Origin of the sequence: Streptomyces sp. AHU1 (assembly GCF_045343905.1) — a bacterium.
Lineage (GTDB): Bacteria > Actinomycetota > Actinomycetes > Streptomycetales > Streptomycetaceae > Streptomyces > Streptomyces triticiradicis.
The window spans coordinates 8,973,908-8,995,854 of the sequence record NZ_CP174283.1 but is presented as its reverse complement, the minus strand read 5'-3'; the positions used below and the strand labels follow the sequence as shown (position 1 = coordinate 8,995,854).

21 protein-coding genes and 3 pseudogenes are annotated in these 21,947 nt (G+C 69.1%); 8 read left to right on the top strand and 16 right to left on the bottom strand.

Annotation, left to right across the window (positions count from 1 at the left end; all coding sequences use genetic code 11):
* The first annotated feature begins 147 nt into the window (after window positions 1-147).
* A complete protein-coding gene (locus tag ACICHK_RS39510) occupies window positions 148-2,418 on the top strand; it encodes an MMPL family transporter (RefSeq protein WP_406840768.1) in 2,271 nt (756 codons plus the stop codon).
* Window positions 2,419-2,485: 67 nt separating this feature from the next.
* On the opposite strand, the pseudogene ACICHK_RS39505 reads toward ACICHK_RS39510, so the two are convergent.
* Window positions 2,486-3,547, bottom strand: a pseudogene (locus ACICHK_RS39505) (IS5 family transposase).
* 248 nt (window positions 3,548-3,795) lie between these two features.
* Between ACICHK_RS39505 and ACICHK_RS39500 the strand changes: the two are divergent.
* Window positions 3,796-4,119 (top strand): hypothetical protein, encoded by a 324-nt coding sequence (locus ACICHK_RS39500; protein WP_406840767.1) that lies wholly within the window; start codon window positions 3,796-3,798, stop codon window positions 4,117-4,119.
* A gap of 362 nt (window positions 4,120-4,481) precedes the next feature.
* Here ACICHK_RS39500 and ACICHK_RS39495 read toward each other — a convergent pair whose 3' ends face one another.
* From ACICHK_RS39495 to ACICHK_RS39445, 11 genes and pseudogenes are all read right to left on the bottom strand, one after another.
* Window positions 4,482-4,838 carry a hypothetical protein gene (locus ACICHK_RS39495; RefSeq protein ID WP_406840766.1) on the bottom strand — a complete coding sequence of 119 codons (357 nt, stop codon included), beginning with the start codon at window positions 4,836-4,838 and terminating at the stop codon, window positions 4,482-4,484.
* A 14-nt stretch (window positions 4,839-4,852) separates the two neighbouring features.
* On the bottom strand, window positions 4,853-5,266 hold the full coding sequence (locus ACICHK_RS39490; RefSeq protein WP_406840765.1) for a hypothetical protein: 414 nt from the start codon (window positions 5,264-5,266) through the stop codon (window positions 4,853-4,855).
* Between the two features lie 251 nt (window positions 5,267-5,517).
* Entirely contained in the window at window positions 5,518-6,891 is a 1,374-nt protein-coding gene (locus ACICHK_RS39485; RefSeq protein WP_406840764.1) for a Fic family protein, read from the bottom strand.
* A gap of 252 nt (window positions 6,892-7,143) precedes the next feature.
* Window positions 7,144-7,701, bottom strand: coding sequence for a telomere-protecting terminal protein Tpg (tpg, locus tag ACICHK_RS39480; protein WP_406841446.1), 558 nt, complete (start codon window positions 7,699-7,701; stop codon window positions 7,144-7,146).
* A 3-nt stretch (window positions 7,702-7,704) separates the two neighbouring features.
* Window positions 7,705-8,057: pseudogene (locus ACICHK_RS39475) on the bottom strand (transcriptional regulator); the annotation flags it as partial.
* A gap of 20 nt (window positions 8,058-8,077) precedes the next feature.
* Window positions 8,078-8,341, bottom strand: coding sequence for a hypothetical protein (locus ACICHK_RS39470; RefSeq protein WP_406840763.1), 264 nt, complete (start codon window positions 8,339-8,341; stop codon window positions 8,078-8,080).
* 106 nt (window positions 8,342-8,447) lie between these two features.
* Complete coding sequence (locus ACICHK_RS39465; RefSeq protein WP_406841445.1) at window positions 8,448-8,651, bottom strand: hypothetical protein; 204 nt, start codon at window positions 8,649-8,651, stop codon at window positions 8,448-8,450.
* Between the two features lie 559 nt (window positions 8,652-9,210).
* Window positions 9,211-9,737 (bottom strand): annotated as a pseudogene (locus tag ACICHK_RS39460) (DNA-3-methyladenine glycosylase I).
* Window positions 9,734-10,030, bottom strand: a complete 297-nt coding sequence (locus tag ACICHK_RS39455; RefSeq protein ID WP_406840762.1) for a YciI family protein — start codon at window positions 10,028-10,030, stop codon at window positions 9,734-9,736. The pseudogene ACICHK_RS39460 and the gene ACICHK_RS39455 overlap by 4 nt, the downstream one beginning before the upstream one ends.
* Entirely contained in the window at window positions 10,027-10,593 is a 567-nt protein-coding gene (locus ACICHK_RS39450; protein ID WP_406840761.1) for a TetR/AcrR family transcriptional regulator, read from the bottom strand. Before ACICHK_RS39450 ends, ACICHK_RS39455 begins: the two co-directional genes overlap by 4 nt.
* Before the next feature lie 139 nt (window positions 10,594-10,732).
* Window positions 10,733-11,002 carry a hypothetical protein gene (locus tag ACICHK_RS39445; protein WP_406840760.1) on the bottom strand — a complete coding sequence of 90 codons (270 nt, stop codon included), beginning with the start codon at window positions 11,000-11,002 and terminating at the stop codon, window positions 10,733-10,735.
* Window positions 11,003-11,202: 200 nt separating this feature from the next.
* Between ACICHK_RS39445 and ACICHK_RS39440 the strand changes: the two genes are divergently transcribed.
* On the top strand, window positions 11,203-12,282 hold the full coding sequence (locus ACICHK_RS39440; RefSeq protein WP_406840759.1) for a protein kinase family protein: 1,080 nt from the start codon (window positions 11,203-11,205) through the stop codon (window positions 12,280-12,282).
* Window positions 12,283-12,805: 523 nt separating this feature from the next.
* Here the strand turns inward: ACICHK_RS39440 and ACICHK_RS39435 are convergent.
* The gene (locus tag ACICHK_RS39435) at window positions 12,806-14,020 is read right to left on the bottom strand and encodes a hypothetical protein (protein ID WP_406840758.1); all 1,215 of its coding nucleotides are present in this window, start codon (window positions 14,018-14,020) and stop codon (window positions 12,806-12,808) included.
* A 369-nt stretch (window positions 14,021-14,389) separates the two neighbouring features.
* Between ACICHK_RS39435 and ACICHK_RS39430 the strand changes: the two genes are divergently transcribed.
* Window positions 14,390-15,865 carry a phosphatidylinositol-specific phospholipase C domain-containing protein gene (locus ACICHK_RS39430; protein ID WP_406840757.1) on the top strand — a complete coding sequence of 492 codons (1,476 nt, stop codon included), beginning with the start codon at window positions 14,390-14,392 and terminating at the stop codon, window positions 15,863-15,865.
* Between the two features lie 205 nt (window positions 15,866-16,070).
* Here the strand turns inward: ACICHK_RS39430 and ACICHK_RS39425 are convergent, their stop codons facing one another.
* Complete coding sequence (locus ACICHK_RS39425) at window positions 16,071-16,601, bottom strand: transposase (protein WP_406840756.1); 531 nt, start codon at window positions 16,599-16,601, stop codon at window positions 16,071-16,073.
* 30 nt (window positions 16,602-16,631) lie between these two features.
* Entirely contained in the window at window positions 16,632-17,627 is a 996-nt protein-coding gene (locus tag ACICHK_RS39420) for a hypothetical protein (RefSeq protein WP_151472621.1), read from the bottom strand.
* A gap of 313 nt (window positions 17,628-17,940) precedes the next feature.
* Here ACICHK_RS39420 and ACICHK_RS39415 point away from each other — a divergent pair, with 313 nt between their 5' ends.
* Window positions 17,941-18,426, top strand: coding sequence for an NUDIX domain-containing protein (locus tag ACICHK_RS39415; RefSeq protein ID WP_406840755.1), 486 nt, complete (start codon window positions 17,941-17,943; stop codon window positions 18,424-18,426).
* A 78-nt stretch (window positions 18,427-18,504) separates the two neighbouring features.
* Here the strand turns inward: ACICHK_RS39415 and ACICHK_RS39410 are convergent, their stop codons facing one another.
* On the bottom strand, window positions 18,505-18,792 hold the full coding sequence (locus ACICHK_RS39410; RefSeq protein ID WP_406840754.1) for a hypothetical protein: 288 nt from the start codon (window positions 18,790-18,792) through the stop codon (window positions 18,505-18,507).
* Window positions 18,793-18,837: 45 nt separating this feature from the next.
* On the opposite strand from ACICHK_RS39410, the gene ACICHK_RS39405 reads away from it, so the two are divergent.
* The 3 genes from ACICHK_RS39405 to ACICHK_RS39395 are packed head-to-tail and all read left to right on the top strand — an operon-like array spanning window position 18,838 to window position 21,931.
* Window positions 18,838-20,307: an NUDIX hydrolase gene (locus tag ACICHK_RS39405; protein ID WP_406840753.1), complete on the top strand. Its 1,470-nt coding sequence runs from the start codon at window positions 18,838-18,840 to the stop codon at window positions 20,305-20,307.
* A 5-nt stretch (window positions 20,308-20,312) separates the two neighbouring features.
* Complete coding sequence (locus ACICHK_RS39400; RefSeq protein ID WP_406840752.1) at window positions 20,313-20,552, top strand: hypothetical protein; 240 nt, start codon at window positions 20,313-20,315, stop codon at window positions 20,550-20,552.
* Window positions 20,549-21,931, top strand: coding sequence for a phosphotransferase (locus ACICHK_RS39395; protein ID WP_406840751.1), 1,383 nt, complete (start codon window positions 20,549-20,551; stop codon window positions 21,929-21,931). The genes ACICHK_RS39400 and ACICHK_RS39395 overlap by 4 nt, the downstream gene beginning before the upstream one ends.
* The last annotated feature ends 16 nt before the right edge of the window (window positions 21,932-21,947 follow it).

Genomic DNA, 21,947 nt, shown 5'->3' with positions numbered 1-21,947 from the left:
CGCGCATCGGCCGAAAGGACGGGTCGTCACTCCGCCCCGGGGCCGACGGATCCGCGGCCCGCGGGCCGATGCCGCGGAGCGCCGTGGCGACGAGTCTCGGCATCGGCGGCCGTACAAGGACGGCCGACGAAGTGGTTGGAGGACCCGATGCTCTCGAAAGCCCTGTTGCGCCTGGGCGCAAGCGCCGCCCGCCATCCCTGGCGGGTGATCGCGGCATGGCTGGTCGCCGCCACGCTCGCCGTCCTCGCCGCCGTCGCCTTCGGCGGGCGGAATGCGGATTCGATGACCGCTCCGGGACTGGACTCCCAGCGGGCCGCGGAACTGATCGAGCGGGCTGGCACCGGCCAGGAGGGGATGACCGCCCAGGTGGTCGTCACCCCCCTCGACGGCGGTGCGACGTTCTTCGACGACGACGGCGCGCGCACCGCTCTCACGCGACTGCGGGCGGAGGTGAAGCGGCTGCCGCACGTGCTCGGCACGAGCGACCCGGCGGGGGCGCTCGACGCGGGCGGGGACACCGCCGTGCGCGGCGGCCTCGTTTCGGCCGACGGGCGGATCGCGGTCGTCCGGGTGCAGTATCCCGACCAGAGCCGGCTGTCGGCCGAAGACCTCGACGCCCTCGTCGATCTCGGCGACCGGCTGCGCGCCGAGCTGCCGCTGCGCATCGAGATGGGCGGGAACCTCTTCTACGCCTTCTCCGACCCCGACGGCGGCGCGAGCGAGCTGATCGGCCTCCTCGCCGCGGTCGCGATCCTGTTCCTGGCGTTCGGTTCGCTCGTCGCCGCCGCGCTGCCGATCGGCATGGCGGTCTTCGGGCTGACGGTCGGGGTCGCCACGATGACGGTACTGGCGGGGGTGACGGACGTCCCGACCTTCGCCCCTGTCCTGGGCAGCATGGTCGGGCTCGGAGTGGGCATCGACTACGCGCTGTTCGTGCTCGCCAGGCACCGGGAGTACCTCGCGCGCGGGCTCGATCCCCGCGAGGCGGCGGGGCGAGCGGTGGCCACGGCGGGGAGGCCCGTGGTCTTCGCCGGCGGCACCGTCGTCGTGTCGATCCTCGGCCTGGCGGTCGCGAACGTGCCGTTCATGACGGTGGGCGGGCTCGCCGTCTCGATCGTCGTCCTGACGATGGTGCTCGCGTCGGTGACGCTGCTGCCGGCCTTCCTCGGCGCGGCGGGCCCGCGGCTGGGCCGGGCCGGCCGGATCGGCCGGGCACTTCGGGCCGGGTGGTCGGGCCGCCTCGGCCGACGGCGGGACACGGCGGCGGGCGCCGCCCACGCCGCCGGGTGGCGTCGCTGGATCGGGCACGTCAGCCGGCACCCGGTGCCGTACGCGGTCGGCGCGGCGGGGCTGCTGCTGACCGCGACGCTGCCCGTGCTCGGCCTGCGCGTCGGCCTGCCCGACGACGGCTCACTGCCCCACAGCCGTACCGAGCGCCGGGCCTACGACCTCGTCGCCGAGGGGTTCGGCCCGGGCACCAACGGTCCCCTCGTCATCGCCGCGGACCCCACCGGTGATCCGGGAGTGCTGGACCGGCTCGTCGGGGCGGTCGCGGCGGATCCGGGCATCGCATCCGTCGCGCCGACGCGCGTCGATCGGGCCACCGGCATCGCGACCCTCGTGGTGTTCCCGACCACCAGCCCCCAGGACAAGGCCACGGCCGACACCATCGCCCGGCTGCGCACCGACGTGCTGCCCACGGCGATCGGGCACGGCCCGGCCAGGGCCCATGTCGGCGGCGCCGCCGCGAGCCTGTCCGATGTGGGCCGACGCACCAGCCAACGCCTGCCGGTGTTCGTCGCCGCCGTGCTGGCGATGTCGTTCCTGCTGCTGATGCTGGTCTTCCGCTCGATCCTCGTACCGCTCAAGGCGGTACTGCTGAACCTGCTGAGCATCGGCGCGGCCTACGGCATCATGGTCGCGGTCTTCCAGTGGGGCTGGGGAGGCGCACTCATCGGGCTGGAAGCGACGGTTCCGATCGTGTCGTTCATCCCGATGTTCCTCTTCGCCATCCTGTTCGGCCTGTCGATGGACTACGAGGTGTTCCTCCTCTCCCGCGTACGCGAGGAGTACCTGCGCACCGGCGACAACGGCACGGCGATCGTCGAGGGCGTCTCGCGCACCGCCCGGATCATCACCTCGGCCGCCCTCATCATGGTGGCGGTCTTCCTGTCCTTCGCCGTCGCCGAGGACCCCTCCACCAAAATGTTCGGGCTCGGCCTCGCCACCGCGATCTTCATCGACGCCACGGTCGTACGCATGGTGCTGGTACCGGCGACCATGACGCTCCTCGGCCGGGCCAACTGGTGGCTGCCGAAGTGGCTGGACCGGATGCTTCCCCGCGGCCCGGTCGGCACCGACGACACCGACGCGGAATCCACGGGTGAGGCCCCGCGTCCACGGCTGGTCGACCGTTGACTCAACTCCTTCCCGCCCTTGGCGTCCGGCACCTCAGCGCGTCACCCAGGGGCATGTCGAGTCGTGTTCATCGGGTGGCCCTGGTGAGGTCCTTGATCCAGATCATCGAGGCGCGCAGGTGGAGACCGGCGAGGTAGCTGTCGGGAGTCTTGTCGTATCGGGTGGCGATGCCTCGCCATGCTTTGAGCTTGTCGATCAGGCGTTCGACGCTGTTCCGCTCCTTGTGGAGACCGGCGTCGTGGCTGACGGGTCGGCCACCTCTGGAGCCCTTCTCCTTCCGGTTGGCGGCCTAGTCCTTCTTCTCCGGGATGACCGCCTTGATACGGCGTTCTCCTTCCGGTTGGCGGCCTGGTCCTTCTTCTCCGGGATGACCGCCTTGATACGGCGTTTGCGCAGGTGGGCGGGGTTTCCGCGAGACGGGTACGCCTTGTCCCCGGCGACCGCGTCCGGCCGGACGCGGGGTCGGCCGACGGGCCCGCGTACCCGTACCTTCTCCAGGACGGGGATGAACTGCGGGCTGTCCGCTGCCTGGCCTGTGGTCAGGATGAACGCCAGCGGGCGCACTTGGAGTCGGCGGCGAGGTGGACCTTGCTGGTCTGCCCGCCTCTGGAACGTCCGAGGAGGGCGGCCTTCAGCCGGAGTTTCCGCCGACGCCGGATGCGTCGTCGTTCTTCCAGCGCGGGATCACTTTCGGCCTCTTGCCCGTTTCGCTCTTCGAGGTCGCCCCCTTTGACCTGGCCTTCTCCTCCTCGGCTGCGGCTTTCTCCAGGGCGGTGACGACGTCCTCGTCGAGGTGCATCCCGTCCGCCTCGTGGTGGGCTCGGGCGGTGGTGGAGTCGATGCCGACCAGGGACAGGTCCACCTCACCCCGCTTCGCAGCTTCCGTGATCAGGCCCTCCAGCAGGGCCTCGAAGACGCCGGCGTCACACCACTGCCGGAAGCGATTGCGGGCGGTCGACCAGGCGCCGAGCTCCGTCGGCGCCTCCCGCCACTGCCCGCCCGTCTTGAACCGCCAGATCACGCCCTCGAACTGCTGCCGCAGTCGCTCGGGGTACGGGCCGTACTCGCCGATCGGCAGGTACGGCTCGATGAACTCCCAATCCGGACCGGCCAGTTGCACTCGCGTCACGTAAGACCGCCTACCGGACCGGACCGTGCCACGAAGGCACATCCCGCAATGATCACGACTCGATACGCGCCCTAGAGATCGTCTCGTTTGGTCCTTCGGACAAGTTGGGGATGATCGTTCCTGCGGTGAAGACCGGCGCCCACCCGGGTGAGAGCGGGCGCGGTCCTCCTTCGACGGCTCGCGCATTCCCGCCACACACAGCGTGTGATCACGAACCTGCTGCGCGTCCTGCCCTCGATACTGGGGCGATGGACAGCTACGAGGGCACCGCGACGCTTGAGTGGTGGGCCAACCGATCGACGTGCTTGGGCAGGCTGGGTGTGCGAGTAGCGGTCCGCGTCACCGGCAACGACTGGGCATGCGACACGATCCTCGAACCTCCCCTGTCTGCGGAGGACCAGGAGAACTTCGACTTCCTGATGAAGCTCGATCCGCTCTTCACCCTGCGTCTCGATGAGGGGAGCATGCTGCTGGTCAACGTAGCCGCAGCAGGAGAAGACGGACGACTCATCCTTACCGCCTACGAGACAGAGGAGGCGGAGTCAGCCGGTTCCAGGCAGGTGCCGCAGTAGGAGACCCGGCAACGGCAGGTGTCTCGGTGCGCCTCGGCGCCATCAGCGCGGCCCTCGGTGGAGTCGATGCCGGCAGATGAGGCCACGGGCGACTGCGACGACGGCGTCCTTCGTGGACATGCCTGCACAAGGCGTCGGGCGCCGATACGGTACGTCAGAGGTTGCGGTTACAGATAACTTTGTCGGCGTCGATCCAATGACGGAACTTGCTGCGCTCGTAGCCGGTCCTGACCTCGCCCGCCACCGGCTCGGTCTGGCACATGGTGCACGGCAGGCAGATCCCGGCCACCTGCGTGAAACGCCCGTGAGGCCCGGCCGCCGGACGGGCGGCCGGGCGGCCGGGCCTCACGGGCGCCTGACGGTCAGCTGACGCGGACCGCCTTGCTGGTGGCGGTGCCGCTGGTGCATCCAGTCTTCTTGGCGGTCACCTTGACGGTGATGTCGCGCCCGCGGTCGGCCGTGGTGAGCTTGTACGTGGACTTGATGGCGCCGGTGATGGCCTTGCCGTTGCGGTACCACTGGTAGCCGTACGCCGTCGGGGCCGGCGCCCAGGTGTCGGCGCGCTTGTCGGCGCGCAGCTGGGCGAGGAGTTCGGCCGGCGCCCCGGGCGCGGGGGCGTACGGCGTGACAGGGGCGTGGTCGGGCTGCGCGCTCATCTGGTCCTCCTGGCGGGTCCTCCCCTCACGGTACGCGCGCCGGGTGGTCGTGGATGCGGGCATGGACGGATTCCTTCCTACTGGGTGCGCAGGGTGCGGGCGACGGCCTGGGTGTGCTCGCGCAGCGGCAGGTCCTGCTTGTCCCAGGTGGCGGCCACGTAGTTGAGGAGTTCGGCCGTGGCGCGCTCCGAGTCGCTCGGGTCGCTGGCGATGGCGACGTCGACGGCCGGGGTGGACAGGTCTTCCGGGGCGACGGCGTTGCCGCGGTCGACGTCCAGGACCAGGAGGTGGCGCACCTGGTTGCGGGACTGGATGGTGATGGTGTCCTCGCGCGGCGAGTCCGCATCCGCGATGACGAAGCCGGGGTGGTTGAGGATCGCCGCGGCGACGGCCTCGGTGAGCACCGGCTCCGGCAGCAGGTCGTCGTCGGTGGGCTCCGCGTCCTTGAAGGTCAGCGTGTAGTTGATGCCGGCCTCGGTGGTGAACCACACCGTGTCGCCACCGGGGTCGGCGACCGCGAAGTGCGGGCTGCGGCGCAGCGCGTCGGCGCCCCGGACCGGGTCGTGGTCGGCGTCGAACAGCGAACTCTTGTCTCGGTCGATGGGCTGTGCCGAAGCAGGATAGTTGTCACCAGGGCGGCACGCGACTTGTCACCGGCACCAGTACGTCGTCGCCTTCCGTGACCTGCACGACGGGGACCGAGCAACCCAGATGGTCTCGTCAGCGACTTCATGCCCAACCGCTAGGAGTCGAGGGAGGCGGCGGTGTTGCGTCGGGTCTCCGAGAGGTGAATGCCGACGTACCGCGTGAGGGCTAGCGCGTCCTGCGGCTCATCGGCCTGAAAGGTGACGCGACGCAGCAGGCTGACCCCGTCGAGCGCGACACCCTCGCGGGCGAGGACGAAGACGAGCGTGAGGAAGGCGGACCGGGCGTTGCCGTCGTCGAACGGGTGGAAGAAACACACGTCGAGATAGGCACGCGCGGCCCGGGCGATGAGGGGAAGGGGACGCTCAATATGGCGGGCGCTCTCGGCCAGGCAGGCGTCGAGACGGGCTCGGGTGTCCGGGCCGATGCCGTAACGTTCCCGGCCCGCCTTGGCGAAGGCCGGCAGGTCGCGGAACGGCGGCGGCTGCGGCGCGCCCAGGACATCTTGCTGCCAGCGCTGGAGCAGCTCGAAGTCAAGGGAGGCGCCGCGCGCCGCGTCGGCCCGCAGCAGCTCCAGGGCGGCAAGCAGGCCCCGTGCGCGGGCGGGATCCAAGGCGCCGTCGAAGGCGCGGATATCCTCTACCGCGCCATCGCGCGACGGGGTGACCGGGTCGTCCCGGCTGCCTTCCGAAACCTCCTGCCATGGCACGCTCTCGCGCACCGCAAGCCAACCCTCGAGGTGGTCCGGCGCGGGCCTGGCGGATCGTGTGCCATCGTCCGGCCGCAGCGACAGCGCGAGGCGCTCCGCGGCATCCTCGACCAGCGCCGGGTCGGGGCCGGTCCAGCTCGCGAACCGCCCGCCGATCGCCTCGTCGACCAGTTCCTGCGCGAGGTCGGGAGCGACCCCCCAGCGACTGAGGAACCAGGTGAGCACTTGACGGCAATGTCCGTGCCAGCCACTGCCACAGCCGGTCCGGTCGACCACCTGCAGGATCAGGTTTCGGGCGGCGCGCTCCCACAAGATTCGCTGGTCCTCGACGCCGGCCAGGTCAAGCGGGTACGCGTCGAACCACCCGGCGAGACTCTCCAGCCACTCGCGCCACTCGCACAGTGCCGCGACGACACGAGCGAGCGTCTCCTGGGGTGTGGTGATCGAGTCCCGCGGGCAGCACCAGTTCCCGACGGGGCCTCCGTCGAAGTCGCCTTCGTCGTGCGCCCAACGCCAGCCCACGCTCCAGCGGCCGTAGTGCTCGGCGAGGGTCTGCGACATGGCGTCGGCCCAGGGCTGTCCCTCGCCCCAGCTCCAGGCACTCATCGCCGGGTCACCGAGGGGGATGTCGGGGCGGCTGGGCACCCTCCAGGCAGGTCCGAGTGACCGCACCACCTGCGGCGCCGAGGCGCTGTCGAAGAAATGACGGGCGGGATCCACATCGTCCCAGGCCAGAAAACGGGGGGACAGCTCGACAATCACCGCGCAAGCCTGCCACGTCCACCCGTCTGTCGTTCAAGCGGATTACCGCAAGGCCTGGAAGGATCCCTTCATGACAACTGCGGCACTCGAAGCGCCTACCGAAGTGCTCGGGTACCAGCCGAAGCGGCCTCATTCCGTCAGCTTCCCTGCGCGGGTCCGCCCCGCGATCTTGATGGCAACACGCCCGCCTGTGTGACAACTATCGCGCTTCGGCTCACCCGCTCGTTCCGCCGTCGTCCCTCCGGATCGCTTTCAGTGATCCAGATCGAGATAGTCAATGTTGTTGATTTCTACGTCCGACAGTCCCATGGCGCGAGCTCCGCCGTCCTGGAAATAGACGTCCTTGAATCCCTCGGCAATGATTTGGCTCATCTGCCGGTCGCCGGCCCCGGCGTCGCGGGCGTCGAACAGGCGCCGTGCGTACTCCGGGGGAAGGTGCACGGTCAGTCGCCGGAACCGTCCGTCGTCGGTCGTGCCGATGGGCGCTACGTAGCCGAACCGGGCCCGGGTCTCCACCGTGATCCCGCCCGTGGTGGCGGCCTGCTTCTGCCAGCGCTTGCGCACCAGCGGCTGCCAGCACTGCCGTAAGGCGTCGTCGATCTTCGCGGCGACATCGGCGCGGGCGTGCTTGCGGGCGCCGCGCTGGTAGCGGTTCACGGACTCGGCAGTGCCCCCGATCTCTGCCGCGACGGCCTTCGCGCTGCCGAACTGCTTGAGCAGGAACCCGATCTGGCCCTTGAGGGTCTTGGGCGGGTCCTTGGTGAACGCTTCGCGGTCGGCGCGCTCGATCGCGTCGTCGATCTCCCCCAGCGTCTACTCCCCGTCGTCCAGGACGGCGTCGCCGCCCTTGATGTAGCGGGCCGGGTTCAGGTCCTGTTCCATCAGGTCGACCGCCCACAGCATCGTCTGGACACCCTCCAGCTTCGCCAGACCCGGCGTCGGCCCGAGGCGGAACCCGCCGGCTGCGGCTTGCCGGACGTCGCGTACGGCAGGAAGTCCAGCAGACTGTCGCCCGGCGAGAGGTAGACGACGCAGTCGAACAGCACGGCAAGCGGGAACAGTCCGGTCATCTTCGCCGTGTTGTTCAGCTTGCGGTGCATGTTGATGCGGGCCTTGTTGATGACGGCGGCCCGGATGTCGGGACGCCAGGTCGGCCGCTGGAGTGTAGACCTCCTGACCCCGGCGGTCAGACACACGACAACGCGTCGACCTGGGCCATCGACAACTCCCGTGCCCTGGCCTCCTCCTGCGCCCGCCACGCGCGGTCCTGGCCGACCGCGTGACGGTGCGCCTGCAGCAGCGCCCATCCGCCCCCGTCCACCACGGCCGCGGCGAGCACGGCCACCAGGACGGGCCACACCACCGACCAGCGCCCAGCCACCCGCACCGCGGCGGCCACCGCCGCCAACGCACCCCAGCCCTGCAGCTGCCTGCGCGTCCGCTTCTTCAAGCGCCGACGCCGTCGACGTGGTGCCGTCACTGCCTCACTCCTCAGCTCTGTGCTCCGCAGGGCACACCGACGGGCGCCGTCCGGCCCATACGCGTGCGGAGGCTCATCAGCTGGCCTGGATGACGCCGCTCGCCAGCTGCCTCAAGATGTTCAAGATCCCCTGGCCCACCGGGGTAGGTGCGATCAGGACGCCCAGCGCCAGGACGATGACGACGGTCAGCTTCTCGTCGAAGCGGCTACGGGCCTCCGTACGCCACCGCAGCCGCCAAACACGGAAATCCCCCAGCCTCCTTATGCAGCCGGGCCTCAGTGATGTTGGGGCAGAGTTGCCGACGAATGGCACGAAGCCATCGGACCTGACCGAATACCGCAGCTGGCTGATCCGCTCGCTGACACGGGGACAACCTGCGTGGCAAGCTGGTCGGGCCGATCTGGGCCCGTCCGCTCAAGGTAGGCCAGGACGCGCTCGCCGAACTCACGAATATCACCGCCGCGGCCAGCACGAACGAGGTCGTGCTCGCCTGGGAGCCCACGATGTGACCACCGCCTGCGAACTGCCGATCATCGGCCCGGCCCTCAAAGCCCTTGGCGGCAAGGGGAAAATACCGGAAACCCGGGTTCGGGGCACGCAAGTGGGTACGGCAGCGGGAACGCAAGCGGCAGCATCAGGAGCACCCAGCCGGTCGGGCGAGTGGAGGAGCTCCGTGCCTCCGGTGCAGTTTCCGAAGCAGGTCACCGCGAGTTCACCGCTACCGCTCGAACTCCGGTCCAGCCAGGCCCCCGAGAGCTTGTCCGGGGCTGTCGGATCCGTCACGAATCCGCTGGGCCTTGGGCCGGATCGTGCAGTCCCGGGCGTGGTCGTTGATCAGTCACATGGCCTGCATGAACGCGAACACCGTGGTCGGCCCGACGAACTTCCAGCCGCGCTTCTTCAGGTCCTCGACAGGGCGACCGAGGCGGGTGAGGCCGATGCGGTCTGGGACTCGGCCAGAGTGGTGGCGTCGGGTTCGTAGTGCCAGAGGAACGCTGCCAGCGACCCCTCGCGCTCGATCAGTTCCTCGGCCCGGCGGGCGTTGTTGATCACTGCCTCGATCTTGCCGCGGTGCCGGACGATGCCGGCGTCGCCCAGGAGGCGCTCGACGTCGTGCCGGTCGAATCGGGTGACGGTCGGGATGTCGAAGGCCGCGAAGGCGGAGCGGAAGTTCTCGCGCTCGGCCAGGATCGTGCGCCACCTCAGCCCGGACTGGAAGCCCTCCAGGCTCAGCTTCTCGAACAGGCGCTGGTCGTCACCGACGGGGAAGTTTTACTCGGTGTCGTGGTAAGCGAGGAACTCCGGGGCGGCGCCGCTCCACGCGCAGCGCGGCGCACCGTCAGGTCCGAGGAACGGTGGCGTCACAGCAGGAAGCTCAGCCGCTCGTCCGCCATGCCCGGAGCGATCTCGATGATCTCCGCCGTGACGACGTCCTGGGCGACGAACGGGTCCTCGTCGACGCGCTTGTGCAGTTCCTCGGGCGAGGTGTTGTGCGCGAGGACCGCGCCGCCGAGGCCCGGCTGGATACTGCCGACCAGCAGGAAGACCCCGTCGTCCAGGCCGCGCTTGATCCACTCCTGGTGGCCGGCCATGTACTGGGCGGCGGCGGCCTTATTGTCGGAGAACCGAAGCAGGACCACGAACATGCTTTCTCTCATCTCTCGTAGGTATGCAGCCAGTCGCGCATCCGGTCGACTTCGCGCTGGATGAACGCCTCGTCGTGGAAGGCGTTGGCCATGACGGCGACGCCCTGGCTGAAGGCGAGGACGTGCATCGCCAGCTCGTCGGCCTGCTCGACCGGTCCAAGAAGTGCGAACTGCTCGCGCAGCCAGGTGCGGAACAGGGTGAACAGGCGGCCGGCCTGGCCGAGCATGGCGTGCTCCAGCTTGGCCAGCTCTGTGGTCAAGGTGCCCACAGGGCAGCCGTAGTCCTGGATGTCGGCGCGATTGGTCAGCACGATCTCGACGTACCGCATGATCCGGCCGGCCGGGGTCGGCGCCTCGGCCTCCCACTGCTCCAGCATCCGCCGGGTGTCGGCGAGGCGGGCGTCGATCACCGCATCGAGGATCGCGTCCTTGGACTTGAAGTGGTAGTAGAAGTTGCCCCGCGACAAGCCAACGGCTCCGGCGATGTCCGCGAACGAAGTGTGCTCGTAGCCGTGGTGGTAGAAGAGCCGGTCGGCCGCCGCGACGATCTGTTCGCGGGTCGCCACAGCAGTCATGGTGATCCCCTTCCAATACCGTAGGACAGTCGACCTAGAGCCACAACGTAGGTCAACTGTCCTAGATCGTCAAGCCGTTGACACTGCCGAGACCAGCGACCTAGCGTGACGGCACCCCAGGACGACTGTCCTACTATTTTCAACGCCGGAACTCCGCACGCACCTCGACCTGTTCGCGCCGTTCGAGCGCGGCAACCTCACGCTCGCCAACCGGATGGCGATGGCGCCGATGACCCGCAACCACGCCACCGCCGACAGCTGCGTTCCCCGCTGATGACCGACCACTACCGCCAGCGCGCCACCGCAGGGCAGCAGATTCAGGTTGCGGCTTGAGCGGGGAGAGCAGCGCGACGCCCTCGGCCCGGACGTCGAAGCCCTCGGCGCGGAGCCGGGTGACGGCGGCGTCCATGTAGCGGGTGCTGAAGAGCGCATCCGGGGCAATCAGGTGAACCGGTGCCGTTCGCGCAGGTAGAACGTTTGCAGTGGCGTCTGCAAGAGATCCGTCTCACGGGTCTCGGAGCGGACGATGTGGCGGGGCCGAGGCGGATAGGCTCGACCACGTTCGCGAGATCAACGAAGCCCTGGTTCCGGGCATCTGAGGAGTCGTCGATGCGCCATTCGGACCCGCGGTATGCCGCACGGCTCGCCACGTATGGGGCCGTGGCCACGCTCCTTTCCCTGCTGAGTGACCGTCGGCTCGGTGAAGTCGTGGCCGCCGCCGACCCGCTTGGTTCTGGCATCGGCGGCAGGTCGGCGGAGCTGGACATCGACGGCACGCGGGTGTTCGTCAAGCGCGTTCCCCTCACGGACACCGAGTTACGGCCGGAGAACGTGCGGTCGACGGCGAACCTCTTCGGACTGCCGATGTTCTACCAGTACGGGGTGGGCTCGGCCGGGTTCGGGGCCTGGCGAGAGCTGGCCGTGCACGCCATGACCACCAACTGGGTTCTCGGGAACGAGTACGAGGGCTTTCCGCTGATGTACCACTGGCGCATCCTGCCCGACTCCCCTCCCGAAGGGTTCGCCGACGAGTTCGGGGGCATCGACGGGGCGGTCGCGCATTGGGAGGGCTCATCGGCCGTGCGCGAGCGGCTGGAGGCCATCGGCCAGTCCTCGTCCAGCCTGGTGATCTTCCTGGAACACGTCCCGCAGACACTCGCCGACTGGCTGCACGACCACCGGCTCCCCGACCCGGAGGGCGGGGTGGGCTCGCCATACCTGTGGGTGGAGGAGGCCCTGGCACGCGGCACTGCCTTCATGAGCTCGCACGGACTCGTCCACTTCGACGCCCACTTCGCCAATGTCCTGACCGACGGCCGGCTGCTGTACTTCGCGGATTTCGGACTCGCCCTGAGCTCCAGCTTCGAACTGTCAGCGGCCGAGGCAGAGTTCCTCTCCGACCACCTCGCGTATGACCGCTGCCACACCGTGAGCCATCTGCTCCGCCACCACCTGCCCGATGGCCTGGGCGGCGGTGTGGAACACGAGGTGTTCCTGCGCGACTGGATCGCCGGCCACCAGCCCGGTGACGTCCCGCGCGAGATCGCCGCGATCATCGACCGGCATGCCCGCACTGCCGTGGTCTTGGGCGAATTCCACCGCCGCTTTCTCACCGAGAGCAAGCGGACGCCATTCCCGGCCGCCGAGATCGAGCGGGCCTGGGGCACTGCAGTCGCGGCGCCCCGCTGAAGCCGCACTTCGGCAGAAGATCGCTGTCAGGACGGCTCGGGGCGGACGGTGTGCCAGGGGCCGAGACGGCGTCGCAGTTCGAGGTTCTCGCTCTGGGCGACTTCGATGGCCTGCCGCAGGGCTTGAACCTCCTCGCAGTGTCGTCGCCTGAGCTTGGCGAGCTGGGCAGCACGCCCGACGACTGGTGATGTGGAGGGTGAGACCAGCGGGCAGGACCCCGGGGCAGAGGGGCGGCCCGGGGTCCTGCGCTGTCCGGGGCCAGAGGTGGCGAGAGCGATCGTTTGTCGGTGACGGTCGAGATACTTCGCTCCGAGAAAGATGCGGGAGGATCTGTTGATCATTTTCGACACGAATGCGGTGAACCTTCTGCACCCCGAAGGTCCCACGGCGGACATCATCAGGAAGCTGCGGTAGTCAGGGCATCACCGAGTCACTGCGCCTCAGATTCTGGCGGCCATTACCGTTGTGCTCTGCGAGCCGCCTTGGAGCCGTGCTACGCCACAGGACGAGCCGGTGCCGGGGCTCAGTCCACCGCGGGGGTGAGAGCGATGAGGGCGGTGCAGGCAGGTCCCCCGGCTCTGAGATCGCGCATCAGCGCCTTCTTCGTCCGGTGAGCGGCGATGAACCGGGCGTAGCGCTCCGCGAATGTGCCGGTGGTGGCGTCCCGGTCGGCGAGGGCGGCCAGATCTCCCAGGAGACGGACGATCTCTGGGTAGTGGCGGGTTCCTCGCTGTGAGAGGAGTTCTTCCACGCGGTGCCAGGCCGCCTCGGGATCGCGCTGCAGGTCGGCCAGCCGTCGGTCTTGGGCCTCGAGTGCCTGACGCACTTCCCGGTCGCGTTCCTCGGCCGCCCGTTGCTCCTCGCGGGCGATACGCAGCGTCTTCTGGGCAGGGACCGCGGCAAAGAGTTCGGCGACTGTGCGGGGTGCGGGAGCGGGGCCGCCGGACGGCCGGCTCTCGAGGAAGCGGCGGCGCAGCCCGGACAGGAGGTGAGGATTGCCGTCGTGGATGAGCTGGGCGAGGAGGGTGTCCTTCTCCTGCGTGTCGAGGGTGGCGGTCCAGGCCCGGTGGGCGGCGAGTGTGGGGCGGGGCGGCGGGGGTGCGTGCTGGGCGGCGGCCGCGATGAGGTCTTCGTCGATGCGCAGGAACGTGGCCAGGTCGGCCAGGGGCTCGGGCAGGTCGGCCAGTCCTGGTGGCACGGTGGGTTCCAGGTCGTCGTCGTCGAGTTCGCCGTTGTGCGCGCACAGCAGCCAGGCGAGGTAGAGCAGGCGCAGGTCTCCCTCGGCGACCTGCCGGCGGGCGCGGGCGATGGAGGGCAGCCACTGCTCGTCCCGGCTCCCGTCCTCGTCGAAGTCATGCTCGTCGATGCCGAAGAGGTCGTTGAAGTCCTCGATGTCGTCCTCGGGATCGGACTCCAGGGCGAGAAGAACGTATCCGTTGCTCTCCCAGGCGTCAGCCGAGTCACCGGCGCAGTACGCCTGAACGGTGTCCAGGGACAGGGCGGTGGCGGGCCAGCGCAGGATCAGCCGCCGGGTACCCCAGTTCGCGAAATAGAGGTGGGCGTCGTAGTGGGTCTCCACCAGCAGCCGGGGGTCACCCTTGAAATCGCCCCAGCCGTAGGTGTTCACGAAGCTGTGCCGGGTCAGGCTCGCGCGTGTCGTCAGTGCCCGGATCTGCGCGAGCTGCCCGTCGGTCAACGGGGTGTCGACCTCGAACTGGTAGTGCTGGTACTCCGACATGGCCCTCTCCCCCGATTCTCGGTCAAGTCCTACCAGGCCCGGCGGCCCGGCACAGCGGAAACAGCACAGCGCGCGCCGCGGCGCCACGAGACACAGTCGGACCAACTCCGACAGCCCGAGCGCGAGCCGGCCGGCTTCGCCGTCGAAGCTCACGTACACCACCGGGCGTTTTCGCCGTCCGGACCGGATCCACCGGCTGCTTTCGCTGTGTGGGGTGGGGCGTAAGCGGAACGTCAGCGAAACGATAGCGGCGGGGCTCAGGCTGGACCTCGTACCGTCCCGTGCTCGGACAGGAGTCCAATGCCCCGCATCACCCCCCACGCCGCCGGCGCCGGATCGCGCCGACGGTCCCGCCCGCTGGCACGTTTGATGACAGTCTGTGTCGCGCTGGGTGCCGTACTGCTGACGCCCAATGCCGCCGGGGCGGCCGGGTCGACCAACCAGGACGCCTACCGCAACCTCGGGCAGGCGGACCGGGCCGAGTGGATGTGGGGCATCGCGAGCGACACCCCGCTCTCGGGCATGTCCATCCCCGGTACCCACGACACGCTCGCCATCCACGGTGGCGTCGACGTACAGACGCAAGAGGACTACGGTGACAGCGCGCAGACCCTGACCGCGCAGTTGGAACGGGGCATCCGGGCCATCGACATCCGGGCCCGCGTATCCGGGAACCAGTCCTTCACGATCCACCACGGCGCGTTCTACCAGAAGGCCAACTTCGACGACGTCCTCACCCGGGCACGGAACTTCCTCCGTGCGCACCCGACCGAGACGATCGTGATGCGGCTGAAGGCCGAGTGCCCGTACTCGGACGTCGGCGTTTTCGACTGCGCGAACGATCCGAAGTCGGTGACTCCGGACAAGGTCCGGTCGATCTTCGCCGACTACGTGGCGAAGTACCCTGACCTCTTCTACGCCCCTTCGGCGTCGGGCGCGGGTCGGGCGAACGTCCCCACACTGGGGCAGGTCCGCGGCAAGCTGGTCCTGGGAAGCTTCGACAGCGTCGAGAGCGACAGATACGGGATCAAGGGCTTCGACGACCACAAGGAGGACCACTGGGCGGCGTCGACCATCCCGGAGAAGTGGGGCTACGTCAAGGACAACGTCAACAAGGCGATCACCAGCCCCTCCAGTGACATGTATCTGACGTACTCGTCCGCGTCCACCGCCCCCTTCAACTACTCGCCGGCCAACTACGCCGGCGGCTACCAGTTCGAGGACGGCTCCGAGGCCCTCGGCGTCAACTACCAGCTGATGAAGCACCTCAACAACAGCGCAGGCCGCGTCGGCATCGTCATGATGGACTTCCCCGGCTGGGGCCTGGTGAACGCGATCATCGACCACAACGCCGACAATGCCGTCAAGGGCGGCAACCGGATGATCTGGCTGGTCAACGACAACAAGACCTACGTCAACAGCCTGCACAACCGCTGCATGGTGCGGGGCCCCGAGTTCGACAGCTCCAAGACCGGCGGCCTGGTCACCCAAAGAGAGTGCCAGTCGACCCCGCCCAGCAGCCACCAGTGGGGAGCCGAGAAGCCGTCGTACGACGGCAAGGGCTACTACTGGATCAAGACGAGCAACGGCAAGTGCCTGACCGTCCCCTACAACAACGGCACCCCGCCGGGCTCCGGCACCCAGCTGTTCTGGTGGGACTGCGAGACCCGCTGGTTCTCGGGCAGCCAGATGTGGAACATCATCCCGACCAAGCTCGCCACCCCGACCGGGTCCCGGCCGGCCTACACATTCATCAACAACTGGACGGGCCAGTGCCTGTCGATGGACCCGGCCACCGCCACCACGGCGGGCGGCAAGGTGACCCAGGAAACCTGCCCGAAGTAGACCCCGGCACGATTCCAGGCCGTCCCTCCTTCCGGGAGGGGCGGTCTGTTCCTTCTTTCTCCCCACCACCTGCGGCTGGGGGGGGGGAGACCGTCGTGCGTGTTGGCCGTGGAGATGGCGACCGCGACCGGTAGACCGGATCGGTCGGCGACGAGGACGCTCCTATAGATCGTCAAAGTGTGGGGCAGAGTTGTTCGGTGGTGAGTTACGGGCGGGGTGGCAGACGGTAGATCTCGCGGGCGACGAAGTGTTTCAGGCACCGGATGATCTCCTTCTTGGAGAGGCCGTCGGCGGTGCGTCGGGCGACGTCCTTCTGAGTGCGCAGGTCGTACTTCACGCGGACCAGAACGATGGCGTGCAGGGCTCTGTTGGCCTGGCGGTCGCCGCCGCGGTTGAGCCGGTGACGGCGAGTGCGGCCGGACGCCCCAGGGATGGGTGAGACTCCGCAAAGGTGGGCGAAGGACGCCTCGGAACGGAGACGTTCGGGGTTGTCACCGGCGGTTTCCAGAAGCTGACCTGCAGTCTCGGGGCCCACGCCGGGCAGCGCGACGAGCTTGGGGGCCGCTTTGGTGACCAGCGGGCCGATCTCGGCTTCGGCCTCCTTGATCTCCTCGTCCAGGGCCTGACAACGGCGGGCCAGGCGCCTCAGGGCGACTTTGGTCGTGTAAGCAGGATCTTCGAGGTTCCCGGTGGAGCGGGAGCGCGCGAGGGTGCCGATCAAGTCTTTGGTGGACAAGCCGCGGAATCTGTCGCGGACCTCCTGGGCTCAAGCGTCCAGCGCCTTACGGATCTGTCGTTGCGTCACCTTGTGCCGGACGCGACCGGAAAGCCGCTCCAGTTCGGAGCGACCCGCCTGCTGAGGGACGCGAGCCAGGGCGCGTACGGCAGTGCCGGTCAGCGGGGTTCGCACGGGTGCACGTTCGACCAGGTCTCCCAGGGTGCGGATGGATGCGGGGTGCGGCGGCAGCAAGGAGAGCAGCCAGGTCAACCCGGCGAGTGCAGGCAAGTTGTACGGATCGTAGCCGCCGTCCCAACGGCCCCCGCCGTCGGCGGCGAGGTCCAGCCAGGGCGTCACCGCCCGGCGGATCTCCTCGGTGCCGATCGGGGCGGTGAGGGCCAGCGCCCTGCGGTCCCAGGCGTGCGTGGGACGCGCCACCGGCGCGAGCAGAGCGTGGCCGATGACGCCGGGCCAGGGCTCGCCGAGCGAGGGCAAGTCGGTGAGCAACGCATCGGCCCACGGCTCGCCGGGGTTGAGTACGGGGCCGCGAAGGCGGTCGAGCACCGGTGTCACGCATTCCGTGGGCCAGGCGTGCTCCAGCGCGGAGCGGCGAAGCAGGGCGACGACCGGTTCGGGTACGTGCCTGCCGGCGTCCAGCAGAGCCTGGCTGCACGTCCACAGCTCGTCGCTGATGCCACAGGACCAGAACTGATCCGCCATCTCCGTCAGCAGCGCTTCCCATGCCTCGCACCAGTCGGCGTCGACGATGTCACGCGAGACCGCGGCGAGCAGCACCAGCCCGCGGTCACCGACCTCACCGTCTGCCGGTGTCGTTACTGCGTGCTCGGCGAAAGACCGGGCCAGTGCAATGCGGTCCGCCTCTGGCAGACCGCGCAGCACCGTCGTCACTCCGAAGCCCTCGTGCCATGAGTCCTTCGCAAGGAGCAAGGCACGCGACAGCCCGGCGAGGTCGCCCTTGCTCGCCAGCTCCCCTATCTGGTCAACTCGCGCAGCTGACTCCCACGGTGACGTCACCAAATCCATGGCGAGAGCGTACGGGCAGCCACCGACAACGCGCGGGAACGCGACTTGAGGGACCTCCCTTCCCCCGCCTATCGATGATCTTTGGGCGAGTGCTTGGCGGATCAAGCACTGTTGCTGTTCCGGCACCTGACAGGGGCGACATCACGCGAAGAATCTCAGTAACCGTCCGGGCCGACCGGGACGGCTCTGTCGCGTGAACGCACTCCAAGCAGCCTTGTGTCTCCTGCTGGCACAGCACAGTCCGAGGGAGGAGTCAGCATGATCGGCGGCTGGATTACGGTCTCGTCGACCGTCCAGTACATCGGGAGTCCGGGTGGTGGTGCGCCGCGACTCGGTCCGGCGCGCTGACCAGAGCCTGGGGACCTACGAGTACACCGAATCGGTCGACGGCGTGCGCGTCGTAGCCCTCGACGACCGGGACCGGATCGCCCTGGTGGAGGAGAACGTCTACGTGTGCGGTCAGCGGCTGCCGATGTGTCCCGGTGGCGGATGCGAGCCCGGCAAGGACCCGCTGGCGGCTGCACACCGGGAGCTGGCCGAGGAGGCCGGCATCCGCGCCTTCGAGGTCGAGCTGCTGACGGTGATGTGGCGGATGCCCGCCGACGCGCGTACTCGTAAGCACCTGTACCTCGCCCGGGGCCTGAGCACCGGTGAACACCACCGGGATGAGAGCGAGGCCGACATGAAGCTGCGCTGGGTCACGCTGGAGGAGGAGGTGGCGATGTGCGGCGGCGGCCGGATCACCGAAGCCGACACCCTCTCGACGGTCTTGCTGACTGCGCAGCGCACCGCCGCCTGACTCAAGCCCTGGCCGACCGGCCACGGATGCGCGTCCGACAGACACAGCTGCCTGAGCGTCGGCGTTTCGGCCAATCCGTCACCGGGCGTGTGCTCTTGCGCAGCAAGGGTCGATGCAGCACACACCTTCGAAAATCCGCTCAATTCCGGGGTGCGCAACCCGTCCGAAAGCGCAGGTGTTCGAAATCGGTGCGCTGTCGTTGAGCACGGCGATACCACCATCACGTCCACGAGAGGGGAACTCATTGACGCCCGTCGAACGCGACAGCGATGGGGTCCAGAACCTGCCGGAGGCCGTGGCCGGCACCTGCGCTTCCCAGCCGCCCGACCACGAGAGGGCGAACTGATCCACCAGCGCGAGTTCCACGGTCCACCCCTCAGAACCGCCCACGTCGAAGGCGAGACGACGCTCATGCCACTCAGTTCTTCCGCGATTCGTAAGACCATCGAGGCGTACCTCGAGCGCCATCCCGGTGAGCGTGACGCCCTGGCCGGGCTGCTCGCCGCCCTGGACCGGCCCCTCGACGTGACCGCCCGTACGACGCTGCCCGGGCACGTCACCTGCAGCGCCGTCGTCATCGACCGCCGGGGCCGGGTCCTACATATCCGGCACCGGGCCACCGGCAATCTCATGCTGACACCCGGCGGCCACATCGAGCCCGAGGACCGCACGCTGCTCGCCGCGGCGCTGCGCGAGGTGTCGGAGGAGGCCGGGATCGCGCCGGGCGCCCTGTGCCTGACCCGGCAGATGCTCGGCTCCCCGATCGACATCGACGTCCACAACATCGACGCCCGCCCGTCCAAGGGCGAACCGGCCCACCGGCACTACGACTTCCGGTACGCGTTCTATCTCGCCGACGAAGAGCCCCCGGCAATCACGCTGCAGGACGAGGAAGTGTCCGGCGCCCGATGGCTCGCTTTGCCGGAGATCACCTCGCCGACTCTGCGCGCGAAACTCCTTGAGGCCCAACTGGACGGGCAGCCCGAGCCGGTGAACGCTTCCGTGCTGATCCACGACGGTGCGGGCCGCTACCTGCTCCATCTGCGCGACCACAAGCCCGGCGTCATCTGGCAGTCAGGGGCGTTCGCCCTTCTCGGCGGCGGCCGCGCTCACGAGGACCAGAGCCTCGAGGGCACCTTGCTGCGTGAGCTGTCCGAGGAGGTCCCCACCCTCCGCCTGGAGGACCTGGAGCCGTACGCCGTCGAGGAGGCCACCAGCGTCGACGGGCTCAGCATCCCGATTCAGGTCTTCACCGGCCGCTGGCGCGGCGACCCCGAACGGCTCTGGCTGCACGAGGGGGTGCTGCTGCGCTGGTTCAGTCCCGACGAGCTCGACCGCCTGCGCCTGAGCCCCGCGACCCGGGACCTCATCCGCCGGCACGCGGCCGAGAACACCCCGGACCGCGCACCGGCCGAAGCCCCTCGTTTGCGGGACGGAGGCGGCCGGACCGTGCTGAACGGCGTCGGCGTCCACCTCCACGTCGAGGACGAGGAGGGCCGGGTGCTCCTGGGCCTGCGTCACCCCGAGTCCCGCTACGCGGGCGACACCTGGCACTACCTGGCCGGGCGGTGCGAGCAGGAGTCCGCGACCGCGTGCCTGATCCGGGAGGCGTGGGAGGAAGCGGGTCTGGTCATCGACCCCGCAGACGTGGAGCTGGCACACGTCGTACACGTCGTGGATTCCCCGGGCGAACCGCCCTTGATGCAGCTCGTCTTCCGAGCGCACCGCTGGAAGGGCACGCCGGAGATCCGCGAGCCCGACAAGTGCCTGGCCTGGCGGTGGTGGCCGCCGCACGAGCTCCCTGACCGACTCGTCCCCTACACCCGGACGGCCATCGCAGGGATCGCCCAAGGCCACACCTACTCGCAACAGGGCTGGTGAACGCCGTGAGCGCACATACCGCGAGCGGGCCCGGACGGGCCCAGGGCGCTGATGGGCTGACACCGGCCCGGTTGCCGGGACAAGCGCCCCGTCCCGCCTGCCCGGCAAGTCTCTGGCACGACCGCCCTCCCGCGTTCGAGGCCGAGACGCTCCAGCTCTTCCAGGACCATGCCCGCGGCGGCGTACTGAACGAAGACGCGGTGTTCACCGCGCTGATCGCTCACTGCTCCAGCGGTGACGCGTGAGTGGCCCCCAGCGACACACCGAGCCGCTTGACGTCCATCTGATCGCCGTGCGCGACGGCGCAACGGGGCCCGAGGTGCTGCTGTCCCGGCGGGCCGGTGAGGTGTACGCGGCTGGCTGCTGGCACCTGATCAGCGGACATCTGGACGGTCCGTGGGAGGACATGGTCACAGCCCTGGTACGCGAGACCTTCGAGGAGGCCGGTGTCGTGGTCGATCCGGCCGATGTCCGGGCGGCCGTCACCGTGCACCATCGCTCCCCCGGCGGCGGCGCCCGCATCGGGCTGTTCTTCGAGGTGAGGCGCTGGCACGGCACCCCGCGGGTCATGGAGCCCCGGGTGTGCGATGCCATGGGGTGGTTTTCGTACGACGCCCTGCCGGAGCCGATGGTGGCGTACTGCCGGGCGGGGCTGGACGCCTACCGGGCCGGCGCGCCTATGGCTGTGCACTTCCAGGAGCCTGGTGACCCGATCGCCTACGACCGGTCCGCCGACCGGCTGGCCCTGGTCCCCGACCACATCGGCCCCGGCGTGGTCCCGGAGCATGCGGTGCGCGCCTTCGCCGAGCAGGCGGTCGGCCGGATCACTACCTGGACGGACGTGTCCTGGGCGCGCGAGGAGAGCAGGGTGTGGCGGGCGCGCGGTCCCGAGGGCAGCAATTGGTACGTCAAGATCCACCAGAACACTCGCTTCCACCAGCGTGAAGTGGACGCGCTCCGCGGCTGGGTTCCTGGTCTCGGCGCGGCCGTGCCCCGGCTGGTGGCCGCCGATGCCAAGTTGCGGGCCGTGGTGCTCACCGCGGTGGGAGGCCGGTCCCTGCACGGTGCCGTCTACCCGCCCGGGCAGCAGCGCCGGATCTTCCACCGCATTGGGCAGCTCGCGGCGGCCATCCATCACAGCGCCCCGCCCCGGCCCGCCGTCGGCAGCCTGCCGCTGGGAAAGCTGGAGCGGCACCTGCGTGGAGCCTTGCCCCATCTTGCCCCCGGGGACGAGAAGTTCATCCGCGCCACCGTCGAGGGAGTCGTCAGCCTGGACCCCTTGGAGGCGGTATCCACGCACGGTGATTTCCAGCTCCGCAATCTGCGGTGGGACGAGGCCGCCGACGCCCTGTACGTGATCGACTTCGAACGGTCGGAAGAAGGGCCGGCGGTGCGGGACTTCGTACGGCTGGCCGATGCCTGGCACGGCCGGCCTGACCTTTTCCAGGCCGTGATGGACGGCTACGGCCGCCCCTTCACACCCGCGGAAGAGGCCCGGCTCACGGTCCTGTCCGTCCTCGATGCCGTCTCCGGCATCTCTTACGGCACCGCCCACGGTGATCCCGAGCTGATGGAGCGCGGCCTGCGCACCCTGACCCGGCTGCGCATCGCACCCCGCCTCTGACAACCACTCCGCCTTT

What these genes read in the sequence shown, in the direction of transcription:
- ACICHK_RS39440 (WP_406840759.1), top strand. Translation starts at nt 11,203, where the DNA reads ATGCGCCATTCGGACCCGCGGTATGCCGCACGGCTCGCCACGTATGGG.
- ACICHK_RS39500 (WP_406840767.1), top strand. Translation starts at nt 3,796, where the DNA reads ATGGACAGCTACGAGGGCACCGCGACGCTTGAGTGGTGGGCCAACCGA.
- ACICHK_RS39495 (WP_406840766.1), bottom strand. Translation starts at nt 4,838, where the DNA reads ATGCCCGCATCCACGACCACCCGGCGCGCGTACCGTGAGGGGAGGACC.
- ACICHK_RS39405 (WP_406840753.1), top strand. Translation starts at nt 18,838, where the DNA reads ATGCCACTCAGTTCTTCCGCGATTCGTAAGACCATCGAGGCGTACCTC.
- ACICHK_RS39420 (WP_151472621.1), bottom strand. Translation starts at nt 17,627, where the DNA reads ATGGATTTGGTGACGTCACCGTGGGAGTCAGCTGCGCGAGTTGACCAG.
- ACICHK_RS39455 (WP_406840762.1), bottom strand. Translation starts at nt 10,030, where the DNA reads ATGAGAGAAAGCATGTTCGTGGTCCTGCTTCGGTTCTCCGACAATAAG.
- ACICHK_RS39450 (WP_406840761.1), bottom strand. Translation starts at nt 10,593, where the DNA reads ATGACTGCTGTGGCGACCCGCGAACAGATCGTCGCGGCGGCCGACCGG.
- ACICHK_RS39445 (WP_406840760.1), bottom strand. Translation starts at nt 11,002, where the DNA reads ATGGACGCCGCCGTCACCCGGCTCCGCGCCGAGGGCTTCGACGTCCGG.
- ACICHK_RS39435 (WP_406840758.1), bottom strand. Translation starts at nt 14,020, where the DNA reads ATGTCGGAGTACCAGCACTACCAGTTCGAGGTCGACACCCCGTTGACC.
- ACICHK_RS39510 (WP_406840768.1), top strand. Translation starts at nt 148, where the DNA reads ATGCTCTCGAAAGCCCTGTTGCGCCTGGGCGCAAGCGCCGCCCGCCAT.
- ACICHK_RS39430 (WP_406840757.1), top strand. Translation starts at nt 14,390, where the DNA reads ATGACAGTCTGTGTCGCGCTGGGTGCCGTACTGCTGACGCCCAATGCC.